Raw genomic sequence first — 21,038 nt, 5'->3', positions numbered from 1 at the left:
CCGCGACCCCGGGACCGGCGGCCAAGCCTCCTGGGGTCGCGGCATGCGCCGGGTGGGGCGGGCTGGGGCGAGGTCGAGGTACGTAGGGTGCTGCTGAGTGCGCGGGTCGCCGGGTGTGGGTGGCAGGAGCGCATGGAGCCAGGTGAAAGGCGGCGGACCGACGGTGGTGGAGCAGGTGGCGGGTGCCGGTGGAGCTGATCGCGCGCGCGCGGGCGCGGGTGGCGACGCGGGTGCGGAGACCTCGACGGCGCGACCGGTGCGTCGTGGGGCGGCTCTCTTTGGACTTGAAGACGGAGATCTGCTGCCGGACGCGACCGCGGACGAGCGGGACGGCGGCTGGGGGGACGAGCGCGGCGCGGGCGGTGCGTCGGATGCCGCGGACTTGAGGCGCTTTCTGGATGAAAAGCCGCCGCATCACCTGTGAATGAGGCGTGTGTAATGCGGGCCGCAGATCGCGCGATCTGCGGCCCTTTTTGCATGTCCGGCCAGGATGGTCAGTGTTGACAGGGTTGGTCAGGAAGTACGAGGGCGACTGCTGCCGGGGCTGTTGCCCTCGGGGCCGCCGTCGCTGTCGCCGCCCGCGGTGCGCTGTGCGGCGAGGAGGTCGCGAATCTCGGTGAGGAGCTCATTGTCGGTGAGCTTCTCCTTCTTGGCCTGGCCGAGTGCCCGGGCCCGGCGGTCCATCCAGTGGTTGAGCGGCAGGACGAAGCAGAAGTAGACGACGGCCGCCGTGATCACGAAGGTCAGCAGTGCGCCGAGGACTTGGCCCCAGAGGATGTAGACACCCTCGGTGACGTCGCCGGCGTCGTCGACGGTGCAGGGGCCCTTGAGGCAGGTCTTGTAGTCGTCGAGCGCCTGGGTGCCGATGGCGCCCACCAAGGGGTTGATGATGCCCCGGACGAACGCGTTGACGACGGTCGTGAACGCGGCACCGATGACCACTGCAACGGCCAGGTCGACGACGTTGCCGCGCATCAGGAACTTCTTGAAGCCACTCATCGGTGGGTCCCCTCCATCGGGTCGTGATGTGGACCGCTTTTCCTGCGGCCCGTCACCTGGCCGTGAGATGGCCCGACATTCAATCGGACTATTAGAACAAACAGCTCTAACTTCTCATCTGGAACAACCCGAAGAATTCTGGCGTTAGTTGCTTCCTGTCGCAACCGCGCCACCCTGTGCCGTACGCATCGTGTACGTCAAGGGGCCCGATGCGGCCGCACCCGCAATCGCGGCGGCGGCCTCGGGACTGACGGACAGGATCAGGAGGCCGCCGGTGCGGTCCTCCCCGGTGTCCGGACGGGCGAGCACAGCCGCGTCCCCCGCGACGACCCTGGCCCGTGGCGCGTTGGGATCGCCGGTGCCCGGCAAGGGAACTGACGGCCCGTCGGAGGTACGCGCGGCCAGCACGTCGATGCGGTCCCCGGGGCGGAGCAGACGTGCGGCGTCCGGATCGGCGAAGCGTACGGGTACCGCGACGGTGCCCGGCGAACCGCGTAACTGCGGCCCCACGAGCCGGACATCGGTCAGCGGCTCGCCGCGCCTGACCGCGGCGGCGAGGGGGCGGCCCCGTGCGTCGGCGAGCCGGCGCAGTGCGTGGTCGGGAACGGCGTCGGGAGGCAGGCGGGCGGTTCGCACGTCGCGGGGGCCGAGCACGACGCCGGTGTCGAGGTCACGCGTCGCGACGAGCACCGGAACGGACGGCGGGGTCGGGGGACGGGCCACCGCGACACCGGCGGCGACGGCGAGTGCGGCGGCCAGCGCGGCGAGCGGCCGTCGACGGCGTGCGACGAACACGCGGAGTGCGCGCAGGCGCCGCCGAGGCGGCGAAGTGTGGGGCGACGTGGCGCGCCCGAATCGCGACGTGGCGGCCGTCGGACCCTGAGAGCTGTAAGGCCCGTGCGGGCCGTGCCGGCCGTGGTTGTTGCGACTGCCGTGGGTGCCGTGGGGATGGGACGGGCTCCGCGGGTCGGTGGCGGGTGACGCGGACGAGAGCGTGGACAGGGGCGGCTTGGCGGAGCGGAACACGGCGAACTCCCGGGGGTGGAAGGTGAGGAGCGCTTGGTGCGCCGCCTCGTGCTTCTACGGTGCGGGAGGTCGGGGAGGGCGCATGACCGTCGGGCAGGATCTGTGGAAAACCTGGGGGTTGTGGATAAGGAATTCCCTCGGGCGGGGGATGGCGACGGCGGCGAAGGTGTGAATTCGAGCGAAGACCCTGTCGGCCATTCGCCGCCGTGGAAACGCGAATGCCCCGGACGGTTGCGAGTACCGTCCGGGGCATTTCAGATGTGAAGGCGGCTGCGGCTGTGAAGGTGGGTGCGGCGTGGCCGCCGTGAGCGTGAAGCCGCCACCGACCGGCCCGAGCGTCGGGCTCGCCGAAAACCGGACACCGGAAGCCACAAGCGAGGCGCCGGAAGCCGTAAGCCGTAAGGCCGAAGCCTCGAACCTACTCCGGCCGAGGGACGTCGTCCGCGCCGCACGCGCAGGTGCGCGTCGTCGGCATTGCGGTGACGACGTCGAACAGCAGCGTACGCAGGCGTCCGACGTTCTTCGCGAAGACCTCCAGGACCTCCGCGTGCGTCACGCCCTCGCCCGCCTCGACGCCCGCGTCCAGATCGGTGACCAGCGCGATGGCCGTGAAGCACAGCCCCAGCTCGCGAGCCAGGACGGCTTCCGGGTGGCCCGTCATGCCGACGATCGACCAGCCCTGCGCGCCGTACCAGCGCGATTCGGCGCGGGTCGAGAAGCGCGGGCCCTCGATGACGACGAGCGTGCCGCCGTCCACCGGCTCCCAGTCGGCCGCCCGCGCGGTCGACACCGCGACCTCGCGTCCGGCCGGGCAGTACGGGTCGGCGAACGACGTGTGCACCACCGGCGCGGGGAGGCCGTCGAAGTACGTCTGCACGCGCGCCGACGTACGGTCCACCAACTGGTCCGGCACCACCAGCGTGCCGGGACCCAGCTCGGCCTGGAGCCCGCCGGTCGCACACGGAGCCAACACCTGGGTCACCCCGGCGGCGCGGAGCGCCCACAGATTGGCCCGGTAGTTGATGCGGTGCGGCGGGATCGCGTGGTCGCGTCCGTGGCGCGGCAGGAACGCCACGCGGCGGCCGCCGATCTCGCCGAAGAACAGTGAGTCGCTCGGCGCGCCGTACGGCGTGTCGATGCGAACCTCGGTGACGTCCTCGAGGAACGCGTAGAACCCGGAGCCGCCGATCACGCCGATCTCGGCGGGGGCGACGCCCTCGGGCAGCACGCTCTGGGACGGGGGAGTGGCAGTCGTCACGTCGTCACCGCGCCGGTCAGGAAGAGGCGCCGGCGGTGGACGGCGTCGAGGACGACCCCGACGACCCCGACCCCGAAGAAGACGAAGATCCCGACCCCGACGTGGACGTCGAAGACGAGGACGACGAAGACGACGAGCCCTCGGACGAGGACGACGTCGAGGCGGTGGACGCGTTCGCCGCGGGAACCGTCGACGAGCTGGATCCGCTGCGGCTGTCGGTCCGGTAGAAGCCGGAGCCCTTGAACACCACGCCCACGGCCGAGAACACCTTGCGCAACCGCCCCTGGCAGGCGGGGCACTCGGTGAGCGCGTCGTCCGTGAACTTCTGGACGGCCTCAAGGCCCTCGCCACAAGCGGTGCACTGGTATTGGTACGTGGGCACGGTCAGGTCCTCCTTCGCAAGACAGGTGCTGGCACTCTCACCTGCCGAGTGCCAATGGTGCAGCATCCACCGGAGTTACGTCCACCACGGTCCGCTTCGCGGGCACCAAAGTGCGCCTTCCGAGCGTCACGACGACCAGTCCGATGGCCGCGGAAGCGAAGGTTAGAGCAAAGGCCGGGCTCGCTCCGTACTCGTCCGTCACAATTCCCGCGAAAGTCGAGCCGAAGGCCAGTCCGAGGCCGATGGCCCCCGTCAGCCACGTGAATGCCTCGGTCTTCGCGTCCGCTGCGACCAGCCCTTCCACCAACGTGTATCCGGTGATGATCGTCGGTGCCAGGGCCAGCCCGCAGATGAGCGCGACGGGCACCATGACCGCGATGTTCGGTACGGCCCACAACGGCGCCGTACCGACGGCCAGCGCCGCGAACGTGGCCGTCAGGCGCCGCTGGGCCGTTCCGCGCCACGCCATGGCCCCGTACACCGCACCGGCGATCAGGCTGCCGCCCGCGAATACCGCGTACAGGGCTCCGGCGAGCCCGGCACGTCCCGACTCCTCCGCGAAGGCGGTGATCGAGACCTGGATGCTCCCGAACACCGCCCCGATGCAGACGAACGCCCCGACCAGCACCTTTACTCCCGCGACGCGGATGGCGGAGGAGTGCGGGGTGCCGGTGACGGGCCGCCGCGCGGGCGCGGTCGAACGTTGCGCGGCGAAGGCCAGCGAGCCGACGACGGTCAGCACGGCCTCGACGGCCAGTCCGAACCCCGGGTCCATGCCCGTGGCCAGGAAGGTCGCGACAACCGGGCCGACGACGAAGGTGAACTCGTCGGTGACCGACTCGAAGGCGAATGCGGTGGGCAGCAGAGGCCGGCCCTCCAATTTGGCGACCCAGCGGGCCCGGACCATCGAGCCGATCTGCGGCACCGACGCGCCCGCCGCGATGGCGGTGACGAACAGAGTCCATGTGGGGGAGTCCGTCTTGGCGCAGATGATGAGCGCGGCGACGGATATGCCGTGCAGCAGCGCGCCGGGTACGAGGACGACGGCTTGGCCGTACCGGTCCGCGAGCCGCCCGGTCTGCGGGCCGACCACCGACAGCGCGACCGCCATGGCGGCGGACACCGCTCCCGCGATGCCGTAGGAGCCGGTCGTGTCCTTGACCAGCAGCACAATGCCCAGGCCGAGCATCGCGTACGGCAGGCGCGCGATGAGGCCAGGGGTCAGGAACCGCCACGCGGACGGGGTCCGCAGCAGCGTCGTGTATGTCGAGATCACGCGCGCCGCCCCCCGAAGGGCCGGTCGTCGCGCGGTACGGGCCGACTGATCGGCACGGTTTTCCGCTTCCTGCCGCCTGGTAGCGCACAGGGGCCCGGCCCGGTGCGCCGAGAGCTGTCCTCAACGCGTCGACCGGGGTAGATACCGGCCCCGACCTGCGAGAACCAGGTCATGGGGGCAAACGGCCGCCGAGCGGTCACGCCAGCCCTGCATCAGGCAGAGTTGGTCTGTCTCACTGCTATTTACTGCTAAATAGTACAACGCTCGGATGGACCGATCGAACCGATCGAACCGATCGGCCGACCCCCGCTCTGCCCCGCCTCAGGTTCCGTGCTCGCCGAACCACCCCGCGAGCTTGCCGCCACGGCTGACCGCCCGCAGCCGCCGTTCCGCCGCGTCCCGGACTTCCTCCGTCGTCACGACGAGCAGTTCGTCCTCGCGCTGAAGGACCGTGGTCGGCCCCGGCACGAAGCTCTCCTCGCCGCGTACGACCAACGTCACCGCGGCCCCTCGCGGCAACCGCAGCTCGTTGATCTCGACACCGTGTATGCGCGACCCCTGCGGCACGTGCACGGACAACAGGTGCCCGCGCAGTTTGTCGAGCGGCGCCGACTCGACACCCAGGTCCTCCGCCTGCGGCTTGCCGCCGAAGCCGACCTGTCGGGCGATCCACGGCAGCGTCGGGCCCTGCACGATCGTGAACACCACCACGAGCACGAAGGTGATGTTGAACAGCCGCCTCGCGTCCGTCACTCCTTCGACCATCGGGATCGTCGCGAGCACAATCGGCACGGCACCGCGCAGGCCGGCCCACGACAAGATGATCTGCTCGCGCCAGGGCACCCGGAACGGCAGCGTGGACACGATCACCGACGCCGGCCGCGCCACCAGCAGCAGCACCGTCCCGATGACCAGCGCCGGTACGATCGCGCCCCCGAGTTCGTGCGGGGTCACCAGCAGGCCCAGCAGGACGAACAGCCCGATCTGCGCGATCCAGCCGACGCCTTCGGCGAAGCCGCGCGTGGCCGCCTTGTGCGGGAGCGGGGCGTTGCCGAGCACGAGAGCCGCGAGGTAGCACGCCAGGAAGCCGCTGCCGTGCGCCAATGCGCCCGCGGCGTACGCCAGTACGCACAACGCGATCACCGCGATCGGGTACAGGCCGGACGCCGGCAGCGCGATGTGCCGCAGCGCCCACGCGCCGATCTTCCCGATCGCGACGCCGATCGCGAATCCGATGGCCAGTTCGAGGACGATCTCGCCGACCACCTGGTACCAGGGGTGCGATCCGGCGTGCGCGAAGGTGACCACGAGGATGACCACGGGCGCGTCGTTGAACCCGGATTCGGCCTCCAGCAGCCCGGTGAGCCGCTTGGGTAGCGGGAGGGTACGCAGCACCGAGAACACCGCCGCCGCGTCCGTCGACGACACGATCGCGCCCATCAGGATGGCCGTGGACCAGTCGACGTCCAAGACGAACTTCGCCGCGAACGCCACGATGCCGACGCTCACCCCGACGCCGACCGTCGAGAGTACGGCCGCCGCCGGCACCGCCGGTTTGATCTGCTGCCAATTGGTGCTGATCCCACCCTCGGTGAGGATCAGCACCAGGGCGGCATAGCTCAGGGTCTGGGTGAGTTCGGCGTTGTTGAAAGACAGGCCGAGGACGTCGCCGCCGATCAACACCCCTATGCCGAGGTAGATCAGAAGGCTCGGCATGCCGGTGCGGGTCGCGAGCCGAACCGCGACCACGGCGACCAGCATGACCAGTGCACCGAGGGCGAGAACGGTGTTCAGCTCGTCCACGGACACGAACGGCACCTCCGGCGGTCGTCGGTCCGGCCACCATCGACGATCGGACGCGTCGTCATCTATTCGGGATCTTTTCGGGTCTGTTGCTCGGTTCGGTCTGTTGCTCGGTTCGGGGCTTGCCTTGTCGGGCCTTCTCAAGCCTTCTCGGGCCTTTGTCGGGCCGTGTCTTGCCTGGTCGGCCCTGTTGGGCCTCTTCTTGCCTTCTCGGGTCCGGTCCGGCCCCGTCGACCCCGGGCCCGGGGTCCTGCTCGGGTCGTCAGGTCAGGAGTCTTGCGCACGTCGGCGATTCGCCCGGGTCGCATCGCCCCGGCGTGCACCTCCGTGTGTGCCCCAACTTGTACCCGGTGCGCGCCCGGGCCGACGTCCCGGACATGCCCGCCGGCCGCACAACTCCGCATCCGCGCGCGCCGCAAGCTGCGTACACGGCAACGGCTTTGGCGCGCATTCTCGCGGTACGTCCGGGCCCACCCGGATGCCTACCGGACAATCCGCGAAAGGCTCCTGACGGGGCATTACCTTCGCCTGGCGAATATTTTACCAAAGTGAAGGATCGGATCCGAGCCGGCCCTATACCCCGCGGAACGCCCTCGCGAACCACTGCGTCGGTGGCGTGCGCCCCTCCGCTCTAAGGTGTCCCTTGCCGCACCGATCGTGAAGGATCTTGATGCCCGCCTCGAACACGCCCGGCCCGGAGTCGCCCGAGTCGTCCGTATCGGATCTTCCGGACGTTTCAGGCTCCGTCCCCGCGACCGACCGGATCCCCGCGACCGCCCAGGCCCCGGCCCAGGCGACCGCGACCGGGGCGCCGGACCCCGGACCCACGCCTCCGCCGGGCGTACAACACGTCGCCGAGCGCCCCGCCCGGGGGCGTTCGCCGCGCCCCAAGCGCCGCCGCATCCGCCGGCTGCGCAACGCGTCCATCGCGCTCGTGGTCCTGCTCGCCGTCGTGGCCGGCGCGCTCGGCTGGTACGGCTGGGACCTCAGCCGCCGCTCGTTCCCCGACCTCGACGGCGCCGTCAAGGTCCCCGGCATGTCCGCGAACGTCGAGGTGCTGCGCGACAAGAACGGCATTCCGCAGATCTACGCCGACACCCCCGAAGACCTGTTCCGCGCGCAGGGATACGTGCAGGCCCAGGACCGCTTCTGGGAGATGGACGTACGCCGCCACATGACCGCCGGACGCCTGTCCGAGATGTTCGGCTCCTCGCAGGTCGACAACGACATCTTCCTGCGCACACTCGGCTGGCACCGGGTCGCCGAGCAGGAGCTCGCGAAGCTGACCCCCGAGGCCCGCGCGTACGTCGAGGCATACGCCGCCGGGGTGAACAGCTACATCGACAACCGCGACCCCGACGAACTGTCCTTCGAGTACGCCCTGCTCGGCTTCGTCCGCGACGACTACGAGCCCGAGCCGTGGACCGCCGTCGACTCCGTCGCGTGGCTCAAGGCGATGGCGTGGGACCTGCGCGCCAACCTCCAGGACGAGATCGACCGCGCGCTGCTGTCCGAGAAACTGACGGTCAACCAGATCGACGAGCTGTACCCGCCGTACCCCTACGAGCGCAACCAGCCGATCGTGCCGTCGGGCGCCGTCGTGAAGAACCCCAACGACCCCGCGGCCGAGGAGTTCAAGCCGGACGCGACGCCGCCCGTACCGTCGCGGAGCGCGTCCCGGGCGCTGACCGAGCTGTCCGAGACGCTGGAGTCGCTGCCGCCGATCTTCACCGACCGCTCGGCCGGTGTCGGGTCGAACTCGTGGGTCATCGCGGGTAGCCGCACCACCACCGGCAAGCCCCTGATGGCCAACGACCCGCACTTGTCGGCCTCGCTGCCGTCGGCGTGGTATCAGATGGGCCTGCACTGCCGCACGGTCAGCCCGACGTGTGCGTACGACGTATCCGGCTTCACCTTCGCGGGCATGCCCGGTGTCGTCATCGGCCACAACCAGAAGATCTCGTGGGGCCTGACCAACCTCGGGGCCGACGTGACCGACCTGTACCTGGAGAAGGTCAACGACACGGGCTACCTCTACAACAACGAGTTCCTGCCGTTCGAGGACGTGCGCACCGAGGTCATCAAGGTCTCCGGCGGCGCGGACCGCACCATCACCGTGCGGTCCACACGGCACGGCCCGATCCTGTCCGAGGCCTCCGACGAGCTCGAAGAGGTCGGCAAGGACGCGCCCATCCCCGACCCCGGACCGCAGCGCGAGGACGGCTTCGCCGTCGCCCTGCGCTGGACCGCGCTGGAACCGGGCACGACCATGGAGTCCGTCTTCCAACTCGACCGGGCGACCGACTGGAACTCGTTCCGCGAGGCGCTGCGCGGCTTCGACGTGCCGTCGCAGAACGTCGTGTACGCGGACGTCGACGGCAACATCGGCTACCAGGCCCCGGGCCGCATCCCGGTGCGCCGCGGCGGCGACGGCCGCTGGCCGGCGTACGGCTGGGAGACCGACTACGAGTGGGACAACATGATCCCGTTCGACTCGCTGCCCTTCCGCTACAACCCGCCCGAGGGCTACATCGTCACCGCCAACAACGCCGTGACGCCGCCGACGTACCCGTACACCCTCACCACAGACTGGGGGTACGGCTCCCGCAGCCAGCGCATCATCGACATGATCAACGCGCAGCCGAAGGTCGACCCGCAGGCGATGTCGCGCATGCAGTTGGACGACCGCAATCCGATCGCCGAGACACTGGTGCCCTACCTCCTCGACGTCGAGGTCAAGGACCCGTGGATCCGCGAGGCGCAGAACCTGCTCAAGGGCTGGGACTTCCGCCAGCAGCCCGACTCGAAGGCCGCCGCGTTCTTCAACGGCGTGTGGCGCCAGATGCTGCTGCTCGCCTTCGGCGACAAGATGCCGTTCTCGGTACGCGCGACCGGCGACTGCCAGTTGGACAACACCACGGGGAAGACGCACTGCGGCGAACGCGACGACGCGACCGCGCAACCCGACGGCGGCGACCGGTGGTTCGAGGTGGTCCGCAGTCTGCTGCCGGACGCCGAGAGCCCCTGGTGGAACATCTCCGACGACCCCGGGAAGATCACCACGCGCGACGCCCTGCTGCTCAAGGCCATGACGGCGGCCCGCAAGGAACTGACGGCCAAGATGGGCAAGGACATCGACAGCTGGAACTGGGGACGCCTGCACACGCTGGAGCTGCGCAACCAGACACTCGGCACCGACGGCCCCGGCGCGGTCAAGTGGATGCTCAACCGCGGCGAGTACCAGTTGGGCGGCGGCGAAGGCCTCGTGGACGCGACCGGCTGGAACGCGGCGCGCGGGTACGAGGTGACCACCGTGCCGTCGATGCGCATGGTCGTCGACCTCTCCGACCTCGACGGGTCGCGCTGGATCAACCTCACCGGTGCGTCCGGCCACGTGTGGCACGACAACTACACGGACCAGACCGAGCTGTGGAAGCAGGGCAGATCGCTGCCTTGGGCCTTCACCCGGCCCGCGGTCGAGGCGTCGGCCGAACACACGCTGGTGCTCGAACCGGACGGCGCGCCACCCGCCCCGGGCGGCCAGGCCCCGCCGGGCGGGGCGCCGGGGCAACAACCGGGGCAACCTGGGCAGCAACCGGGCCTGCCTCCCGAGGGTGCTCCTTCGGGGGCGCCGCCCGCGAATCCGTAGCGGTCGCGCGCCTCAGTCCGACGCGGGCCGCACGTACTCAGGGCCGAATCGCACGGTCCGTTCCGGCAGAAGGGCCGCACGCACCGGTCGGTCGTGCGGCTCGGCCGGGACGGCCTCCAACAGTTCGCCGTCGTAGAGCAGGACGGCCGTGAACGCGCCGGGTGCCAGCCGGGCAAGCGCCCGGTCGTACGAACCGCCGCCCCGCCCAAGGCGCATGCCGTGCCGATCGACCGCCAGCCCCGGCACCACCACCAGGTCGGCGTCCGCCACCGCGTTGGGCCCGAGCCGCCGCCCGCCCGGCTCGCGCAGACCCCGGGCGGCGGCGAGCAACGACGCGGGGCCGTCGTACACCGCCCAGTCGAGATCGTTGTCCGCCAGCAGCACCGGCAGCAGCACACGCCGCCCCGAGCCCGCGAGCACCGCCGCGAGGTCGGCGGGACCAGGCTCCGAACCGACCGGGACATACGCCGCGACCGTGCGCGCCTCCGCCAACTCCGGCAGCGCGCCGAGTGCGGCACCCAGCGCCCGTGCCGCGTACGCGCGTTCGGCGGCGTCCCGGCGCGTCCGTGCGGCGAGCAGCCGCGCCCGCAGCGCGGCCTTGGCGGCGCGCGCTGCAACGGCGGCACCCGACACCGCGGCATCCGACACGGCGGCGTCCGACACGCCGGCGTCCGCATCTGGTCCGGGCAGGAGTTCGTCGGCCATGATCCGACTCTAGATCGCCGCCCGGCCCCGACGGCCGACCGAGGTCCGTCCGCGCCGCTCCGCACCCGCACGTCCGCCCCGGAGGGCCGTCCCGGCGCTCCCCGCAGCCCGTCCCGGCGCTCCCCGCAGCCTTTCCCGAGCCCGGCCGGACGCTGAGCCGGTCCCATGGCTTTCGGACAATCAGGCTCCTTCTCACGCGATGCTCAGAAGGCGCGATTAGAGTCTTCGACCATGAACTCGGCGACCCCACCCCGACCCAAGCGGGGCATCACCAAAGCCGTCGTCCCCGCGGCCGGGCTGGGCACCCGGTTCCTGCCCGCGACGAAGGCGACCCCGAAGGAAATGCTGCCGGTCGTCGACAAACCGGCCATCCAGTACGTGGTCGAGGAGGCGGTGGCGGCCGGGCTCCACGACATCCTCATGGTGACCGGGCGCAACAAGCGGCCGCTCGAGGACCACTTCGACCGCGCGTACGAACTGGAGGAGGCGCTCGCCGCCAAGGGCGACGCCGAGCGCCTGCGCCGCGTACGCGAGTCGAGCGCGCTCGCCGCGATCCACTACGTGCGGCAGGGCGACCCGCGCGGGCTCGGCCACGCCGTGCTGTGCGCGCAGCCGCACGTCGGCGAGGAGCCGTTCGCCGTGCTGCTCGGCGACGACCTGATCGACCCGCGCGACCCGCTGCTCACCCGCATGCTGGAGGTCCGCGAGCAACTCGGCGGCAGCGTCGTGGCGCTCATCGAGGTCGACCCGTCGCAGATCCACCTCTACGGGTGCGCCGCCGTCAAGCCCACCGATCACGCCGACGTGGTCCGGGTGACCGACCTCGTCGAGAAGCCGGACGCGAATTCCGCGCCGAGTTCCTTCGCGGTCATCGGCCGCTACCTGCTCGACCCCGCGGTGTTCCCGGTCCTGGAGGCCACCGCACCGGGCCGCGGTGGCGAGATCCAGTTGACGGACGCGCTGCGCGAGCTGGCAATGCGCGATGCGGGCGCGGGCGGCCCCGTGCACGGCGTACTGTTCACCGGGCGCCGGTACGACACAGGCGATCGCGGGGACTATCTGCGGGCTATCGTCAGACTTGCGTGCGAGCGTGAAGACCTGGGTCCGGAATTCCGGTCCTGGCTGAAAACGTATGTCGACGAGGAGCTGCGGGGATGAAGAGCGTCGAGGAGCACCTGACCGGGATCCTCGAACGGGTGGCACCGCTGTCACCGCTCGAACTCCAGCTCCTGGACGCACACGGCAGCCTGCTCGTCGACGACGTCGCCGCGACCGGCGACCTCCCGCCCTTCGACAACTCGTCGATGGACGGGTACGCGGTGCGGCTCGCGGACGTCGCCGACGCCGGTGAGCGCTACCCGGTGGTCCTCGACGTGATCGCCGACATCGCGGCCGGCAATTCCTCGGACCTGCCCATCGAATCCGGCACTTGCGCGCGCATCATGACCGGCGCGCCGATCCCCCAGGGCACCGAGGCGATCGTGCCGGTCGAATGGACCGACGCGGGCATGCCGACCGTACGCATCACGCGGTCGCCCGAGGAGGGCCAGTACATCCGGCGCCGCGGCGACGACGTGGCGGCGGGCCAGACGGTGCTGCCCGGCGGCACCGAACTGGGCTCGGCGCAGGTCGGCCTCCTCGCGGCGATCGGCCGCGACCGCATCCGGGTGCGTCCGAAGCCGCGCGTGGTGATCCTGTCCACCGGCAGTGAACTGGTGCCGCCCGGGCGGCCGTTGACCGCCGGACAGATCCGCGACTCGAACAGCTACATGCTCACCGCGGCGGCGCGCGAGGCGGGCGCGATCGCCTACCGCGTCGGCAACGTCGCCGACGACCCCAAGGCACTCATCGACACGATCGAGGACCAGCTCATCCGGGCGGACGTCGTCGTGACGACCGGCGGGGTGAGCGCGGGGGCGTACGACGTCGTCAAGGAAGTGCTTTCGGACCTGGGCACAGTCGCGTTCGAGAAGGTCGCGATGCAGCCGGGCATGCCGCAGGGCTTCGGCACGATCGGGCCGGACGACACGCCGATCTTCACGCTGCCGGGCAACCCGGTGAGCGCTTTTGTGTCGTTCGAGGTCTTCGTACGCCCGGCGCTGCTGCGCATGCAGGGCACCGAGGACCTGGACCGCACGATCGTGCGGGCCCGCTGCGAGAGCGGCTTCCGGTCCCCGGAGGGCAAGCGGCAGTTCGTGCGGGCCCGCTACACCCCGGCGAAGGACGCCGCGGAGCCGGGCGCGGTGGCGCCGGTGGGCGGACACGGCTCGCACCTGATCGGAAGCCTGGCGCTGGCCAACGCGCTGATCGTCGTGCCCGAGGACGCCACCGAGGTGGAACGCGGGTCCGACGTCGACGTCATGCTGCTCTGACGCTCTGGCGCTCTGGCGCTCTGGCGCTCTCAGTTCTGACGCTCTCAGTTCTGACTGCCCGGACCCGACGGCCGTGCCGACCCGACGTCCGGTCTGACGCGACGACTCTCCGGCGCGCCCGGCCCGTCCGCGACCTTCCGCGCCCTCCGCGCCGACCGGTTCACCCGGTTCCCGCGGCACGGCCTCCCGCACAAGTAACGTTGCCTCGTCGGAACCACCGGCACGAGAGGGAGAACGGTGCGCGGCGAGACATTGACGCACGTCGACGAGTCGGGCGCGGCCCGCATGGTCGACGTCTCGGGCAAACAGGTCTCGGTGCGGACCGGGCGCGCGAGCGGGCGCGTACGCGTGTCGCCGCGCGTGGTCGAACTGCTGCGCGGCGAGGGCGTGCCGAAGGGCGACGCCATTGCCACCGCGCGCATCGCGGGCATCATGGCCGCGAAGCGCACCCCCGATCTCGTGCCGCTGTGCCACCCCATCGCGATCCACGGCGTCGCGGTCGACCTGGTGGTGGAGGACGACGCGGTGGCCATCACCGCGACGGTGCGTACCGCCGACCGCACGGGCGTCGAGATGGAGGCGCTGACCGCGGTGTCGGTCGCCGCGCTGACCGTCGTCGACATGGTCAAGGCCGTCGACCCGGGCGCGGTCATCACCGACGTGCGCGTCGAGGAGAAGACCGGCGGTGTGTCCGGGGACTGGTCGCGCACGGGCGCGGGTACCGGCACCGGCGGGGACACGGCCACCGAGCACGGCAATACGCCCGGCAACGGGGACACGACCGGTGTGGCGGCCGGGGAGAGCCCGCCCGCGCCGGTCCCAGGGGACGGAAGGCAGGACTCATGAAAGCCATGGTCATCACCGCGTCGACGCGGGCCGCGGCGGGCACGTACGGGGACGAGAGCGGCCCGATCATCCAGCAGGAGCTGACCCGGCTCGGGTTCCAGGTGCGCGGCCCGGTCGTCGTGCCGGACGGCGAACCGGTCGCGCAGGCGCTGCGCGACGCGGTGGCGCAGCACTTCGAGGTGATCGTCACGACCGGCGGCACGGGGCTGACGCCGATGGACCAGACGCCCGAGATGACGCGCCGGGTGATCTCGTTCGAGGTGCCGGGCATCGCCGAGGCGATCCGCGCGTACAACTTCGACAAGGTGCCTACCGCGGCTCTGTCGCGCGGCGTCGCAGGTGTGGCGGTCGTGCAGGACGCGCAGTGGGTCTACCGCAGTCTCATCGTCAACCTGCCCGGCTCGGCCGGCGGTGCCCGCGACGGAATGACCGTGCTGGGCAAGGTTCTTGTGCACGCCGTCCAGCAGCTGCAGGGCGGCGACCACGGCCAGGGCGGCTTCGGCGGCGGCCCGGCCGCGGGCTACGGAGGCCAGCAGCAGGGCGGGTTCTCCGGCCAGGGCGGGTACGGCAACCAGGGCGGGTACGGCCAGCCGCAGCAGGGCGGCGGCTTCGGCGGGGGAGGTTTCGGGGGCGGCGGCTACTCCTCCTCGCCCCCGTGGGGCAACTCCTGATCCGCGGTTGGCCGGTGGAGTTGGCCGAAGGGCGCGTCGCCCTTCGGCCGATCCGCGGCCGGGACGCCGACGTGTGGCAGGAGGTCCATACGCGCAACCGCGACTGGCTGCGGCGCTGGGAGGCGACCGTGCCACCCGGTTCACCCGCCGCGCGGCGTCCCACCTTCCGGCAGATGGCGCGCTACCTGCGCGCGGAGGCCGCGGCGGGGCGCATGTTGCCGTTCGTGGTGCTGTACGACGGGCACTTGGTCGGCCAGGTGACCGTCGCGGGGATCACCTGGGGATCGATGAGTTCCGCGCACATCGGCTACTGGGTGGACGAGAGTGTCGCGGGGCGCGGCGTCATGCCGACGGCTGTGGCCCTGGCGGCGGACCACTGCTTCTTCCGCATCGGGCTGCACCGGATCGAGGTGTGCATCCGGCCGGAGAACATGCCGAGCCGCCGGGTCGTGGCCAAGCTCGGGTTCCGCGAGGAGGGTATGCGTCCGCGCTATCTGCACATCGACGGCGACTGGCGCGACCATCTCGTGTACGCGCTGAACGCCGAAGAGGTGCCGGAAGGTCTGTTGGCCCGCTGGCGGGGGTACCGCGAGTCGCACGGACTGTTGGGCGGCTGACCTCGGAAATTACGCCGCCCGGGGGTAATCGTATGACCACAGGGGACACTTCTGTCCCAGTAGTCACACACGCATCAAAGAAGATCGTGCGACACACCGGGCATCCTCCAACATTGCGGCGGCCATCCGGCTTAGCGTGTCGATGTGAGCAGCAGCGGCCTGATCTACGCAGCGATCGTGGGGGCCTGGGCTGCCTATCTGGTGCCCATGTGGCTCCGCCGGCAGGACGAGCTGAACGAGGCCCGTCACACCGAGCGGTTCACCACCGCGATCAGGATCCTGTCCCGTCGCGGCGCCCTCGAGCGCCGCTATGCCCGCATGATCGCCAACGGCGACGACGGCCTCGCGACCGCGTCCGTCGCCGTCGACGCCCCGGCGCGCGATCGGCACCGGTCGGCTGAGTCCGGCCGACCCCGCGACGGCCACGCCGGAGGCGGCCCGTCCCGCGATGGGCGCGACAGCCGCGAAGGTCGTGACAGCCGCGGGCGCGAGTACCTGGGCCGCGACGGCCAGGCCCGCGACAGCCACGCCCGCGATGACCAGCCGCGCGAGAGCCACCCGCGCGACGGCCACGCCCGCGACGCCCACGCCCGCGAGAACCCGGGACGTGAGAAGCCGCCACCTGCGGCGCCTCCCGAGCAGGCCGACAGCGCGCCGCGACGCCGCGATGTCCCAGCCGCCCAGGCCCCGCGAGCCCGCCAGGTGCACGCGCCCGTCGACGAGACGGGCCGCCCCGGCCCGTCCGCCGGGGCCTTCGAGCGTTCCCGGGGCGGAGCATCGAACACCCGTACGCCGCAGGCGCCTCCGACCGCCCAGTCGGAGGAGACGGCCGCCGACGAGCGTCGGCGCTTCGGCCTCGGGCGCCGCAGCCCGGCCCGGTCCTCGACCCCGGCCCCGATCCCCGTCGCGGTCAAGCCTCCCGCGCCCCTCAAGGGCCCGGACGGCCGCGCCAAGCTGCTCGCGCGCCGCCGCCGCGTCGTGGTCTGCCTGTTCCTCCTCTTCACCGGCGGCGCGGTCGTCACCGGCATGCTCGGCCTCGCCTGGATCTGGCTGCCGGTCCTGCCCGGCATCGCCCTGACCGGCTACATCGCCTACCTCCGCGTACAGGAGCGGCGGCGATACGAGACCAACCTCCGCAACCAGCTGCGTCCGACACCGCCCGCGCGGCCCGCTCCGCCGAGGCCCGCGCGCAAGGCCGAGGGTGAGCAACGCCGGGCGACGCCCCAGCCGGACCCGCCCGCGCGCCGTCGTGCCCCCGACGGGACCCCCGCGCCGCCGCCGCGTACCGGCCAGGCCCGCGGCGGCACGCCGCCCGCGTCCCAGGAGCCGCGCCTGCGATCCGGCCGCCGGGGCGCGGCCGACGAGCGCGACCACGCGGAGTGGATCGCCGCGTTGCAGTCCGACAGCGGCCAGGACGCGACCGACCGCGACGCCTGGGACCCCGTGCCGGTGCCACTGCCCACGTACGTCACCGCGCCGGTCGTCCCCCGCGGCGAGCCGGTTCTCCCGGAGCGCCCCGAGTCGGCCGCCCCCGAGCCGACCGCCCCCGAACCGGTGGCCGCCGACCCGACGCCGCTCTTCGACCAGTACGCCGAGGACCCGCGCCGCGCGCACCCGTACCCGCCGTACGAACAAGAGTGGCCCCGCGCCGGCAACGAGTAGGCCCGTCGCCACGTCGTGTCTTCGCAACCGGCCGGAAACGCCCACGGACGCGCCGCGCTTGGCGTCGGGTCGGCTGCCGGGCCCCGGCGGCCCCCACCCGACGGCGACCCCCGAATAACCCGTGCGCGAGGCACCTCCAGAAGGTGGTAATCTTCTTTCTCGTTGGGGCTGTGGCGCAGTCCGGTAGCGCACCTCGTTCGCATCGAGGGGGCCAGGGGTTCAAATCCCCTCAGCTCCACAACAGATCAGGGGCCTGATCCGAGAAATCGGATCAGGCCCCTGATCGTTGTGCGGCCGACCAAGGCCGAATCACCTGCCGCACTTTGCGGCGCGCGGCGAGGGGCGATGGGCGAGGGGCGAGGGGCGAGGAAGTCTGCCTGTTGCCGTCCCCAGGCTGGGAGTTGGCGTCAGCGCGACTTCCCCGGCAGGCGGATGTGGTTGCGATGCGACGGTGGTTCCCGCGTCGGCCGTTCGTGCCCGTGCCCGTGGCAGTGGCCGCGCCTGGCATCCGTCCATGCCCATTGAGCTCCCGTTGAACGTCGAGACCCCCGCCCGGCCGGCAGGTCACCTCCGACGAAGGTGCCGGAGACGTCCAGCCGCTGTGGCTCAGTGACGGACCGGCCACGGCCGAGCTGTGGGAACTGCTGCGCGCCGAACACCCACGCTCCGGCCTGTGGCCGCTGCTGCTCGACACGTTGGACCCGACCGACGGCGACTTCCGCCCGTGGGGATCGGGTGAGCTCTCCCCGAGGCGATGTCCTCACCGGCAAGCCACGACCCGACACCGTGAAGTTCTCCGCGGTCGTCACAGCCTGGGAACGCCGATTCGGCGCCCGCGTGGTCGCGGCCGGCTTCGCCACCAAGCACCTCAGCGTCGCCCTGCCGCCCCGGACCGAGGAGGAGGCGCTCCAGGTCGCGGCCTAACACGTCGCGTTCTGTCCGGACAATGTCTGGCAAGGCAGCCGACCGTGCACACTTGCCGCCTACGCCGAGTAGATCACCGGAGTGAGCAACTGGGACTTCTGGTGGGACTGACCCCTCCCCGTCCGGGAGAAGACCATCGCGCCTGAGGGCGGCCGTCGGCGAGTTGCGTGGCCGGCTTGCGGTTCGCATCCGAGGCCGCTGACCGGTCGGCCGCGTTTGCGCGGCTGGTTCACTTTTCGAGGACTCTTTGGAGTACGGCAGCTTGCTCCTGTCCGGAGAGCTGTTCGTACATGTGGCTCGCGTAGGCCATGGCTTGTTGGGCGGCGTTTTGGAGGCCTGGGTCCCCGCTGTCGCCGCCGGCAATGCCCATATCGAGCACGGCGTTGAAGACGTCGGCCACGTCGCCGGCGCCGGCGGCGATGAAGTCGGGCAATGAATCCACCTCGGGCGTGTTGGGCGATTCTTCCTGCGCCATATGAACTCCATTCGGGCCGCCGGGTGTTCGACAGAAACGTACCGAGGTGTAACAGAGTGTCGAGGGCGGATGTCCCGAATGCGCGCAGCCGGTTTCGGGAGAGGTGTGCACGCGGTGATGCGTGCGCGTGAGGAGCCCTTCAGGCTGCTGTAGGCGGTGCAGCTCGGCCGCCGCGTGCACGCGTTGCTTGTACACCGCACGTAACTGGCCGCTCACTACGGTCGCGTAGCCCGGTCACCGCGTGCCAACATCGCGTGACATGGCCGACGACGCACGCAAACTCGACGCGCCCCTGTCCCCTCTGCGCCTTGTCCCTCCCGGCCCGCGCGGCCTCGACGCCATCGGCTCGTACGTCGCCATCGGCGACAGCTTCACCGAAGGCGTCGGCGACCCCGGGCCCGACGGAACCCTGCTCGGCTGGGCCGACCGGTTCGCGGTCCGCCTTGCCGAAGCCAGCCCCGGCTTGCGGTACGCGAACCTCGCGGTCCGCGGCAAGCTCCTGCACCAGATAATCGACAGCCAGGTGCCGGTGGCCCTCGCGGCCCGCCCCGACCTGGTCAGCTTCTGCGCGGGCGGCAACGACGTCCTGCGCCCCGGCGGCGACCCGGACAAGCTCGCCGCGGAGTACGAGCGGGCCGTGGCCGACCTGCGCGCCGCCGGTTCCCACGTGCTGGTCTTCACCGGCTTCGACACGCGGGAGCTGGGCCTGCTGAAGCTGCTGCGCGGCAAGGTCGCGACGTACAACGAGCACCTGCGGGTGATCGCGGCGCGCCACAACTGCACGGTCGTCGACCTGTGGGCGATGCAGGCCGTGCAGGACCGCCGCGCGTGGAGCGAGGACCGGCTGCACCTCTCGCCGTGCGGCCACGAGCGCGTCGCGCTCAACGCGGCACGCACGGTCGGGCTGCCCGTCGAGGAGGACCCGGAGGCCGCGTGGCCGCCGGAGGCCGAGCAGCTCGACGCCGCGCACGCGCGGCGCGAGCACGTGCAGTGGGCACGCGAGCACCTCGTGCCGTGGATCGGCCGCCGTCTCCGCGGGCAGTCGTCGGGCGACGGCCTCGAACCCAAGCGCCCGGACCTGATGCCGCTGTAGTGCGGGGCCGCGGCAGGTCGTTCGGTGCTGCGGCGGGAGGCCCTTCCGGCCGCGGCACTAACCTTCCGAGGGATGTTCCGCCGCCGCGCCCGCGATCAGCAGGCGCGCGCCGCGCGTCACCAAGTGCTCGACGTCGTCCATCGTCATCCGGCCGAACGCCCAGCTGAAGAGCGCGCCTTCCCACGCGATCCCGAGCAGGCGGATGAACTCGTCGACGTTCTCCACCTCGTCCTGGACCGCCGCCCGGAACATGTCGTGCATGATCCGGTTGGTCTCGCGGTGGCAGTCGCGTACGCCCGGGTCCGACGACCCGAGGGCGTGGATCAGCGCGCCCGCGAGGCGCGGATTGCGGCCCATCGCCCGGCAGGTGTTGGACAGGATCGCCCCCACCCGGGCCGCCGCGTCGCCGCCGCGCGGGCGGGCGGCGCGGCTGCGCTCCAGCGACTCGATCCAGTCCAGGTGCGTCGCGGCGAGCAGGTGGTCCTTGGAGGAGAAGTGCCGGTAGATCGTCGCCGACGAGAGCCCGGACAGGCGTACGACGTCGCGCATCTGCACGCTGTCGTACCCGCCCTCGGCCGCCAGCGCGCGCGTCGCCTCGATGGCGCGCCGCCGGATGTCGCCCTCCCGGGTGCCCGCCCCGGCGCGGGCCCGGGTCAGATCCATGTCGTCCACCACATCCGGTCCTGCCAGTCGGACAACGGGATCGTGGTGCCGGTGTAGATCGGGTAGAAGTAGAGGAAGTTCCAGGCGATGAGGGCGATGACGGCGACGGCGCCGGCGGTGCCCCAGGCTTTGCGGCGGTCGCTGGAGCCGGGTGGTCCGAGGATGGCGCCGATCATCATGGTGACGGCGAGGGCGATGTAGGGGACGAAGACGATGGCGTAGAACAGGAAGATCGTGCGGTCCTGTTTGAACATCCAGGGGCCGAGTCCGGCGGCGAGTCCGCAGAGGATGGCGCCGGCGCGCCAGTCGCGTCGGGCGGCCCAGCGGAAGAGCAGGTAGATGGCGGCGAAGCAGCCCGCCCACCACAGGAACGGCGTACCGATGCCCAGGACTTCCTGGGCGCACTTGTCGACCTCGCACCCGGCTTGGCCCTGCGTCTTGTTCTCGAAGTAGTACGACACCGGCCGCCCGAGGACCATCCAGCTCCACGGGTTCGACTGGTAGACGTGTGGGTCGTCCAGTCCGTTGTGGAATTTCCACATTTCGCCGTGGTAGTGCCAGAGGCTGCGGAAGGCTTCGGGGACCCAGGTCATGTCGAACTGGGGGATGCCGGAGAT

At 71.3% G+C, this 21,038-nt stretch carries 18 protein-coding genes, 1 tRNA gene and 2 pseudogenes; 11 read left to right on the top strand and 10 right to left on the bottom strand.

Annotation, left to right across the window (positions count from 1 at the left end; all coding sequences use genetic code 11):
* Window positions 1–163 precede the first annotated feature (163 nt).
* Window positions 164–424, top strand: coding sequence for a hypothetical protein (locus ACWD12_RS07650; RefSeq protein ID WP_450098784.1), 261 nt, complete (start codon window positions 164–166; stop codon window positions 422–424).
* Window positions 425–513: 89 nt separating this feature from the next.
* On the opposite strand, the gene mscL is transcribed toward ACWD12_RS07650, so the two are convergent.
* The 6 genes from mscL to ACWD12_RS07620 all read right to left on the bottom strand — a co-directional run bounded on the left by mscL (window position 514) and on the right by ACWD12_RS07620 (window position 6,702).
* Window positions 514–999 carry a large conductance mechanosensitive channel protein MscL gene (gene mscL / locus ACWD12_RS07645; protein WP_450098783.1) on the bottom strand — a complete coding sequence of 162 codons (486 nt, stop codon included), beginning with the start codon at window positions 997–999 and terminating at the stop codon, window positions 514–516.
* 144 nt (window positions 1,000–1,143) lie between these two features.
* Window positions 1,144–1,794: a Flp pilus assembly protein CpaB gene (gene cpaB, locus ACWD12_RS07640; RefSeq protein WP_450098782.1), complete on the bottom strand. Its 651-nt coding sequence runs from the start codon at window positions 1,792–1,794 to the stop codon at window positions 1,144–1,146.
* 649 nt (window positions 1,795–2,443) lie between these two features.
* Entirely contained in the window at window positions 2,444–3,283 is an 840-nt protein-coding gene (locus tag ACWD12_RS07635; protein WP_358362003.1) for an S-methyl-5'-thioadenosine phosphorylase, read from the bottom strand.
* A gap of 16 nt (window positions 3,284–3,299) precedes the next feature.
* The gene (locus ACWD12_RS07630; protein WP_358362000.1) at window positions 3,300–3,665 is read right to left on the bottom strand and encodes an FmdB family zinc ribbon protein; all 366 of its coding nucleotides are present in this window, start codon (window positions 3,663–3,665) and stop codon (window positions 3,300–3,302) included.
* A gap of 37 nt (window positions 3,666–3,702) precedes the next feature.
* Window positions 3,703–4,941, bottom strand: a complete 1,239-nt coding sequence (locus ACWD12_RS07625) for an MFS transporter (RefSeq protein WP_450098781.1) — start codon at window positions 4,939–4,941, stop codon at window positions 3,703–3,705.
* A 321-nt stretch (window positions 4,942–5,262) separates the two neighbouring features.
* On the bottom strand, window positions 5,263–6,702 hold the full coding sequence (locus tag ACWD12_RS07620; protein ID WP_450099056.1) for a potassium/proton antiporter: 1,440 nt from the start codon (window positions 6,700–6,702) through the stop codon (window positions 5,263–5,265).
* A 712-nt stretch (window positions 6,703–7,414) separates the two neighbouring features.
* On the opposite strand from ACWD12_RS07620, the gene ACWD12_RS07615 reads away from it, so the two are divergent.
* Window positions 7,415–10,393 (top strand): penicillin acylase family protein, encoded by a 2,979-nt coding sequence (locus ACWD12_RS07615; protein WP_450098780.1) that lies wholly within the window; start codon window positions 7,415–7,417, stop codon window positions 10,391–10,393.
* A 12-nt stretch (window positions 10,394–10,405) separates the two neighbouring features.
* Here ACWD12_RS07615 and ACWD12_RS07610 read toward each other — a convergent pair whose 3' ends face one another.
* Entirely contained in the window at window positions 10,406–11,098 is a 693-nt protein-coding gene (locus tag ACWD12_RS07610; protein WP_450098779.1) for a 5-formyltetrahydrofolate cyclo-ligase, read from the bottom strand.
* Between the two features lie 231 nt (window positions 11,099–11,329).
* On the opposite strand from ACWD12_RS07610, the gene ACWD12_RS07605 reads away from it, so the two are divergent.
* The 8 genes and pseudogenes from ACWD12_RS07605 to ACWD12_RS07570 all read left to right on the top strand — a co-directional run bounded on the left by ACWD12_RS07605 (window position 11,330) and on the right by ACWD12_RS07570 (window position 18,190).
* Window positions 11,330–12,256 (top strand): UTP--glucose-1-phosphate uridylyltransferase, encoded by a 927-nt coding sequence (locus ACWD12_RS07605; protein ID WP_358361986.1) that lies wholly within the window; start codon window positions 11,330–11,332, stop codon window positions 12,254–12,256.
* Window positions 12,253–13,470, top strand: coding sequence for a molybdotransferase-like divisome protein Glp (gene glp / locus ACWD12_RS07600; RefSeq protein ID WP_450098778.1), 1,218 nt, complete (start codon window positions 12,253–12,255; stop codon window positions 13,468–13,470). Before ACWD12_RS07605 ends, glp begins: the two co-directional genes overlap by 4 nt.
* A 285-nt stretch (window positions 13,471–13,755) precedes the next feature.
* Window positions 13,756–14,181: pseudogene (gene moaC, locus ACWD12_RS07595) on the top strand (cyclic pyranopterin monophosphate synthase MoaC); the annotation flags it as partial.
* Between the two features lie 131 nt (window positions 14,182–14,312).
* Window positions 14,313–14,987 (top strand): MogA/MoaB family molybdenum cofactor biosynthesis protein, encoded by a 675-nt coding sequence (locus ACWD12_RS07590; protein ID WP_358361980.1) that lies wholly within the window; start codon window positions 14,313–14,315, stop codon window positions 14,985–14,987.
* Complete coding sequence (locus ACWD12_RS07585; protein WP_358361977.1) at window positions 14,972–15,604, top strand: GNAT family N-acetyltransferase; 633 nt, start codon at window positions 14,972–14,974, stop codon at window positions 15,602–15,604. Before ACWD12_RS07590 ends, ACWD12_RS07585 begins: the two co-directional genes overlap by 16 nt.
* Window positions 15,605–15,748: 144 nt before the next feature.
* Entirely contained in the window at window positions 15,749–17,266 is a 1,518-nt protein-coding gene (locus ACWD12_RS07580; protein ID WP_450098777.1) for a hypothetical protein, read from the top strand.
* A gap of 164 nt (window positions 17,267–17,430) precedes the next feature.
* A tRNA-Ala gene (locus ACWD12_RS07575) sits at window positions 17,431–17,504 on the top strand.
* A gap of 497 nt (window positions 17,505–18,001) precedes the next feature.
* Window positions 18,002–18,190, top strand: a complete 189-nt coding sequence (locus ACWD12_RS07570) for a DUF4253 domain-containing protein (RefSeq protein WP_450098776.1) — start codon at window positions 18,002–18,004, stop codon at window positions 18,188–18,190.
* A 229-nt stretch (window positions 18,191–18,419) separates the two neighbouring features.
* Here ACWD12_RS07570 and ACWD12_RS07565 read toward each other — a convergent pair whose 3' ends face one another.
* Window positions 18,420–18,665, bottom strand: coding sequence for a hypothetical protein (locus ACWD12_RS07565; protein WP_450098775.1), 246 nt, complete (start codon window positions 18,663–18,665; stop codon window positions 18,420–18,422).
* Between the two features lie 259 nt (window positions 18,666–18,924).
* Between ACWD12_RS07565 and ACWD12_RS07560 the strand changes: the two genes are divergently transcribed.
* Window positions 18,925–19,758 (top strand): SGNH/GDSL hydrolase family protein, encoded by an 834-nt coding sequence (locus tag ACWD12_RS07560; protein WP_450098774.1) that lies wholly within the window; start codon window positions 18,925–18,927, stop codon window positions 19,756–19,758.
* 57 nt (window positions 19,759–19,815) lie between these two features.
* Here ACWD12_RS07560 and ACWD12_RS07555 read toward each other — a convergent pair whose 3' ends face one another.
* Together ACWD12_RS07555 and ACWD12_RS07550 are read right to left on the bottom strand one after the other, a co-directional pair.
* Window positions 19,816–20,421 (bottom strand): TetR/AcrR family transcriptional regulator, encoded by a 606-nt coding sequence (locus ACWD12_RS07555; RefSeq protein ID WP_450098773.1) that lies wholly within the window; start codon window positions 20,419–20,421, stop codon window positions 19,816–19,818.
* Window positions 20,412–21,038 (bottom strand): annotated as a pseudogene (locus ACWD12_RS07550) (phospholipid carrier-dependent glycosyltransferase); the annotation flags it as partial. The gene ACWD12_RS07555 and the pseudogene ACWD12_RS07550, both read right to left, overlap by 10 nt.

The sequence above is a fragment of the Streptodolium elevatio genome, from assembly GCF_053592165.1.
This window is presented reverse-complemented; position numbering and strand designations above follow the sequence as displayed.

What these genes read in the sequence shown, in the direction of transcription:
- mscL (WP_450098783.1), bottom strand. Translation starts at nt 999, where the DNA reads ATGAGTGGCTTCAAGAAGTTCCTGATGCGCGGCAACGTCGTCGACCTG.
- ACWD12_RS07620 (WP_450099056.1), bottom strand. Translation starts at nt 6,702, where the DNA reads ATGCTGGTCGCCGTGGTCGCGGTTCGGCTCGCGACCCGCACCGGCATG.
- ACWD12_RS07615 (WP_450098780.1), top strand. Translation starts at nt 7,415, where the DNA reads ATGCCCGCCTCGAACACGCCCGGCCCGGAGTCGCCCGAGTCGTCCGTA.
- ACWD12_RS07610 (WP_450098779.1), bottom strand. Translation starts at nt 11,098, where the DNA reads ATGGCCGACGAACTCCTGCCCGGACCAGATGCGGACGCCGGCGTGTCG.
- ACWD12_RS07605 (WP_358361986.1), top strand. Translation starts at nt 11,330, where the DNA reads ATGAACTCGGCGACCCCACCCCGACCCAAGCGGGGCATCACCAAAGCC.
- glp (WP_450098778.1), top strand. Translation starts at nt 12,253, where the DNA reads ATGAAGAGCGTCGAGGAGCACCTGACCGGGATCCTCGAACGGGTGGCA.
- ACWD12_RS07590 (WP_358361980.1), top strand. Translation starts at nt 14,313, where the DNA reads ATGAAAGCCATGGTCATCACCGCGTCGACGCGGGCCGCGGCGGGCACG.
- ACWD12_RS07565 (WP_450098775.1), bottom strand. Translation starts at nt 18,665, where the DNA reads ATGGCGCAGGAAGAATCGCCCAACACGCCCGAGGTGGATTCATTGCCC.
- ACWD12_RS07560 (WP_450098774.1), top strand. Translation starts at nt 18,925, where the DNA reads ATGGCCGACGACGCACGCAAACTCGACGCGCCCCTGTCCCCTCTGCGC.
- ACWD12_RS07555 (WP_450098773.1), bottom strand. Translation starts at nt 20,421, where the DNA reads ATGGATCTGACCCGGGCCCGCGCCGGGGCGGGCACCCGGGAGGGCGAC.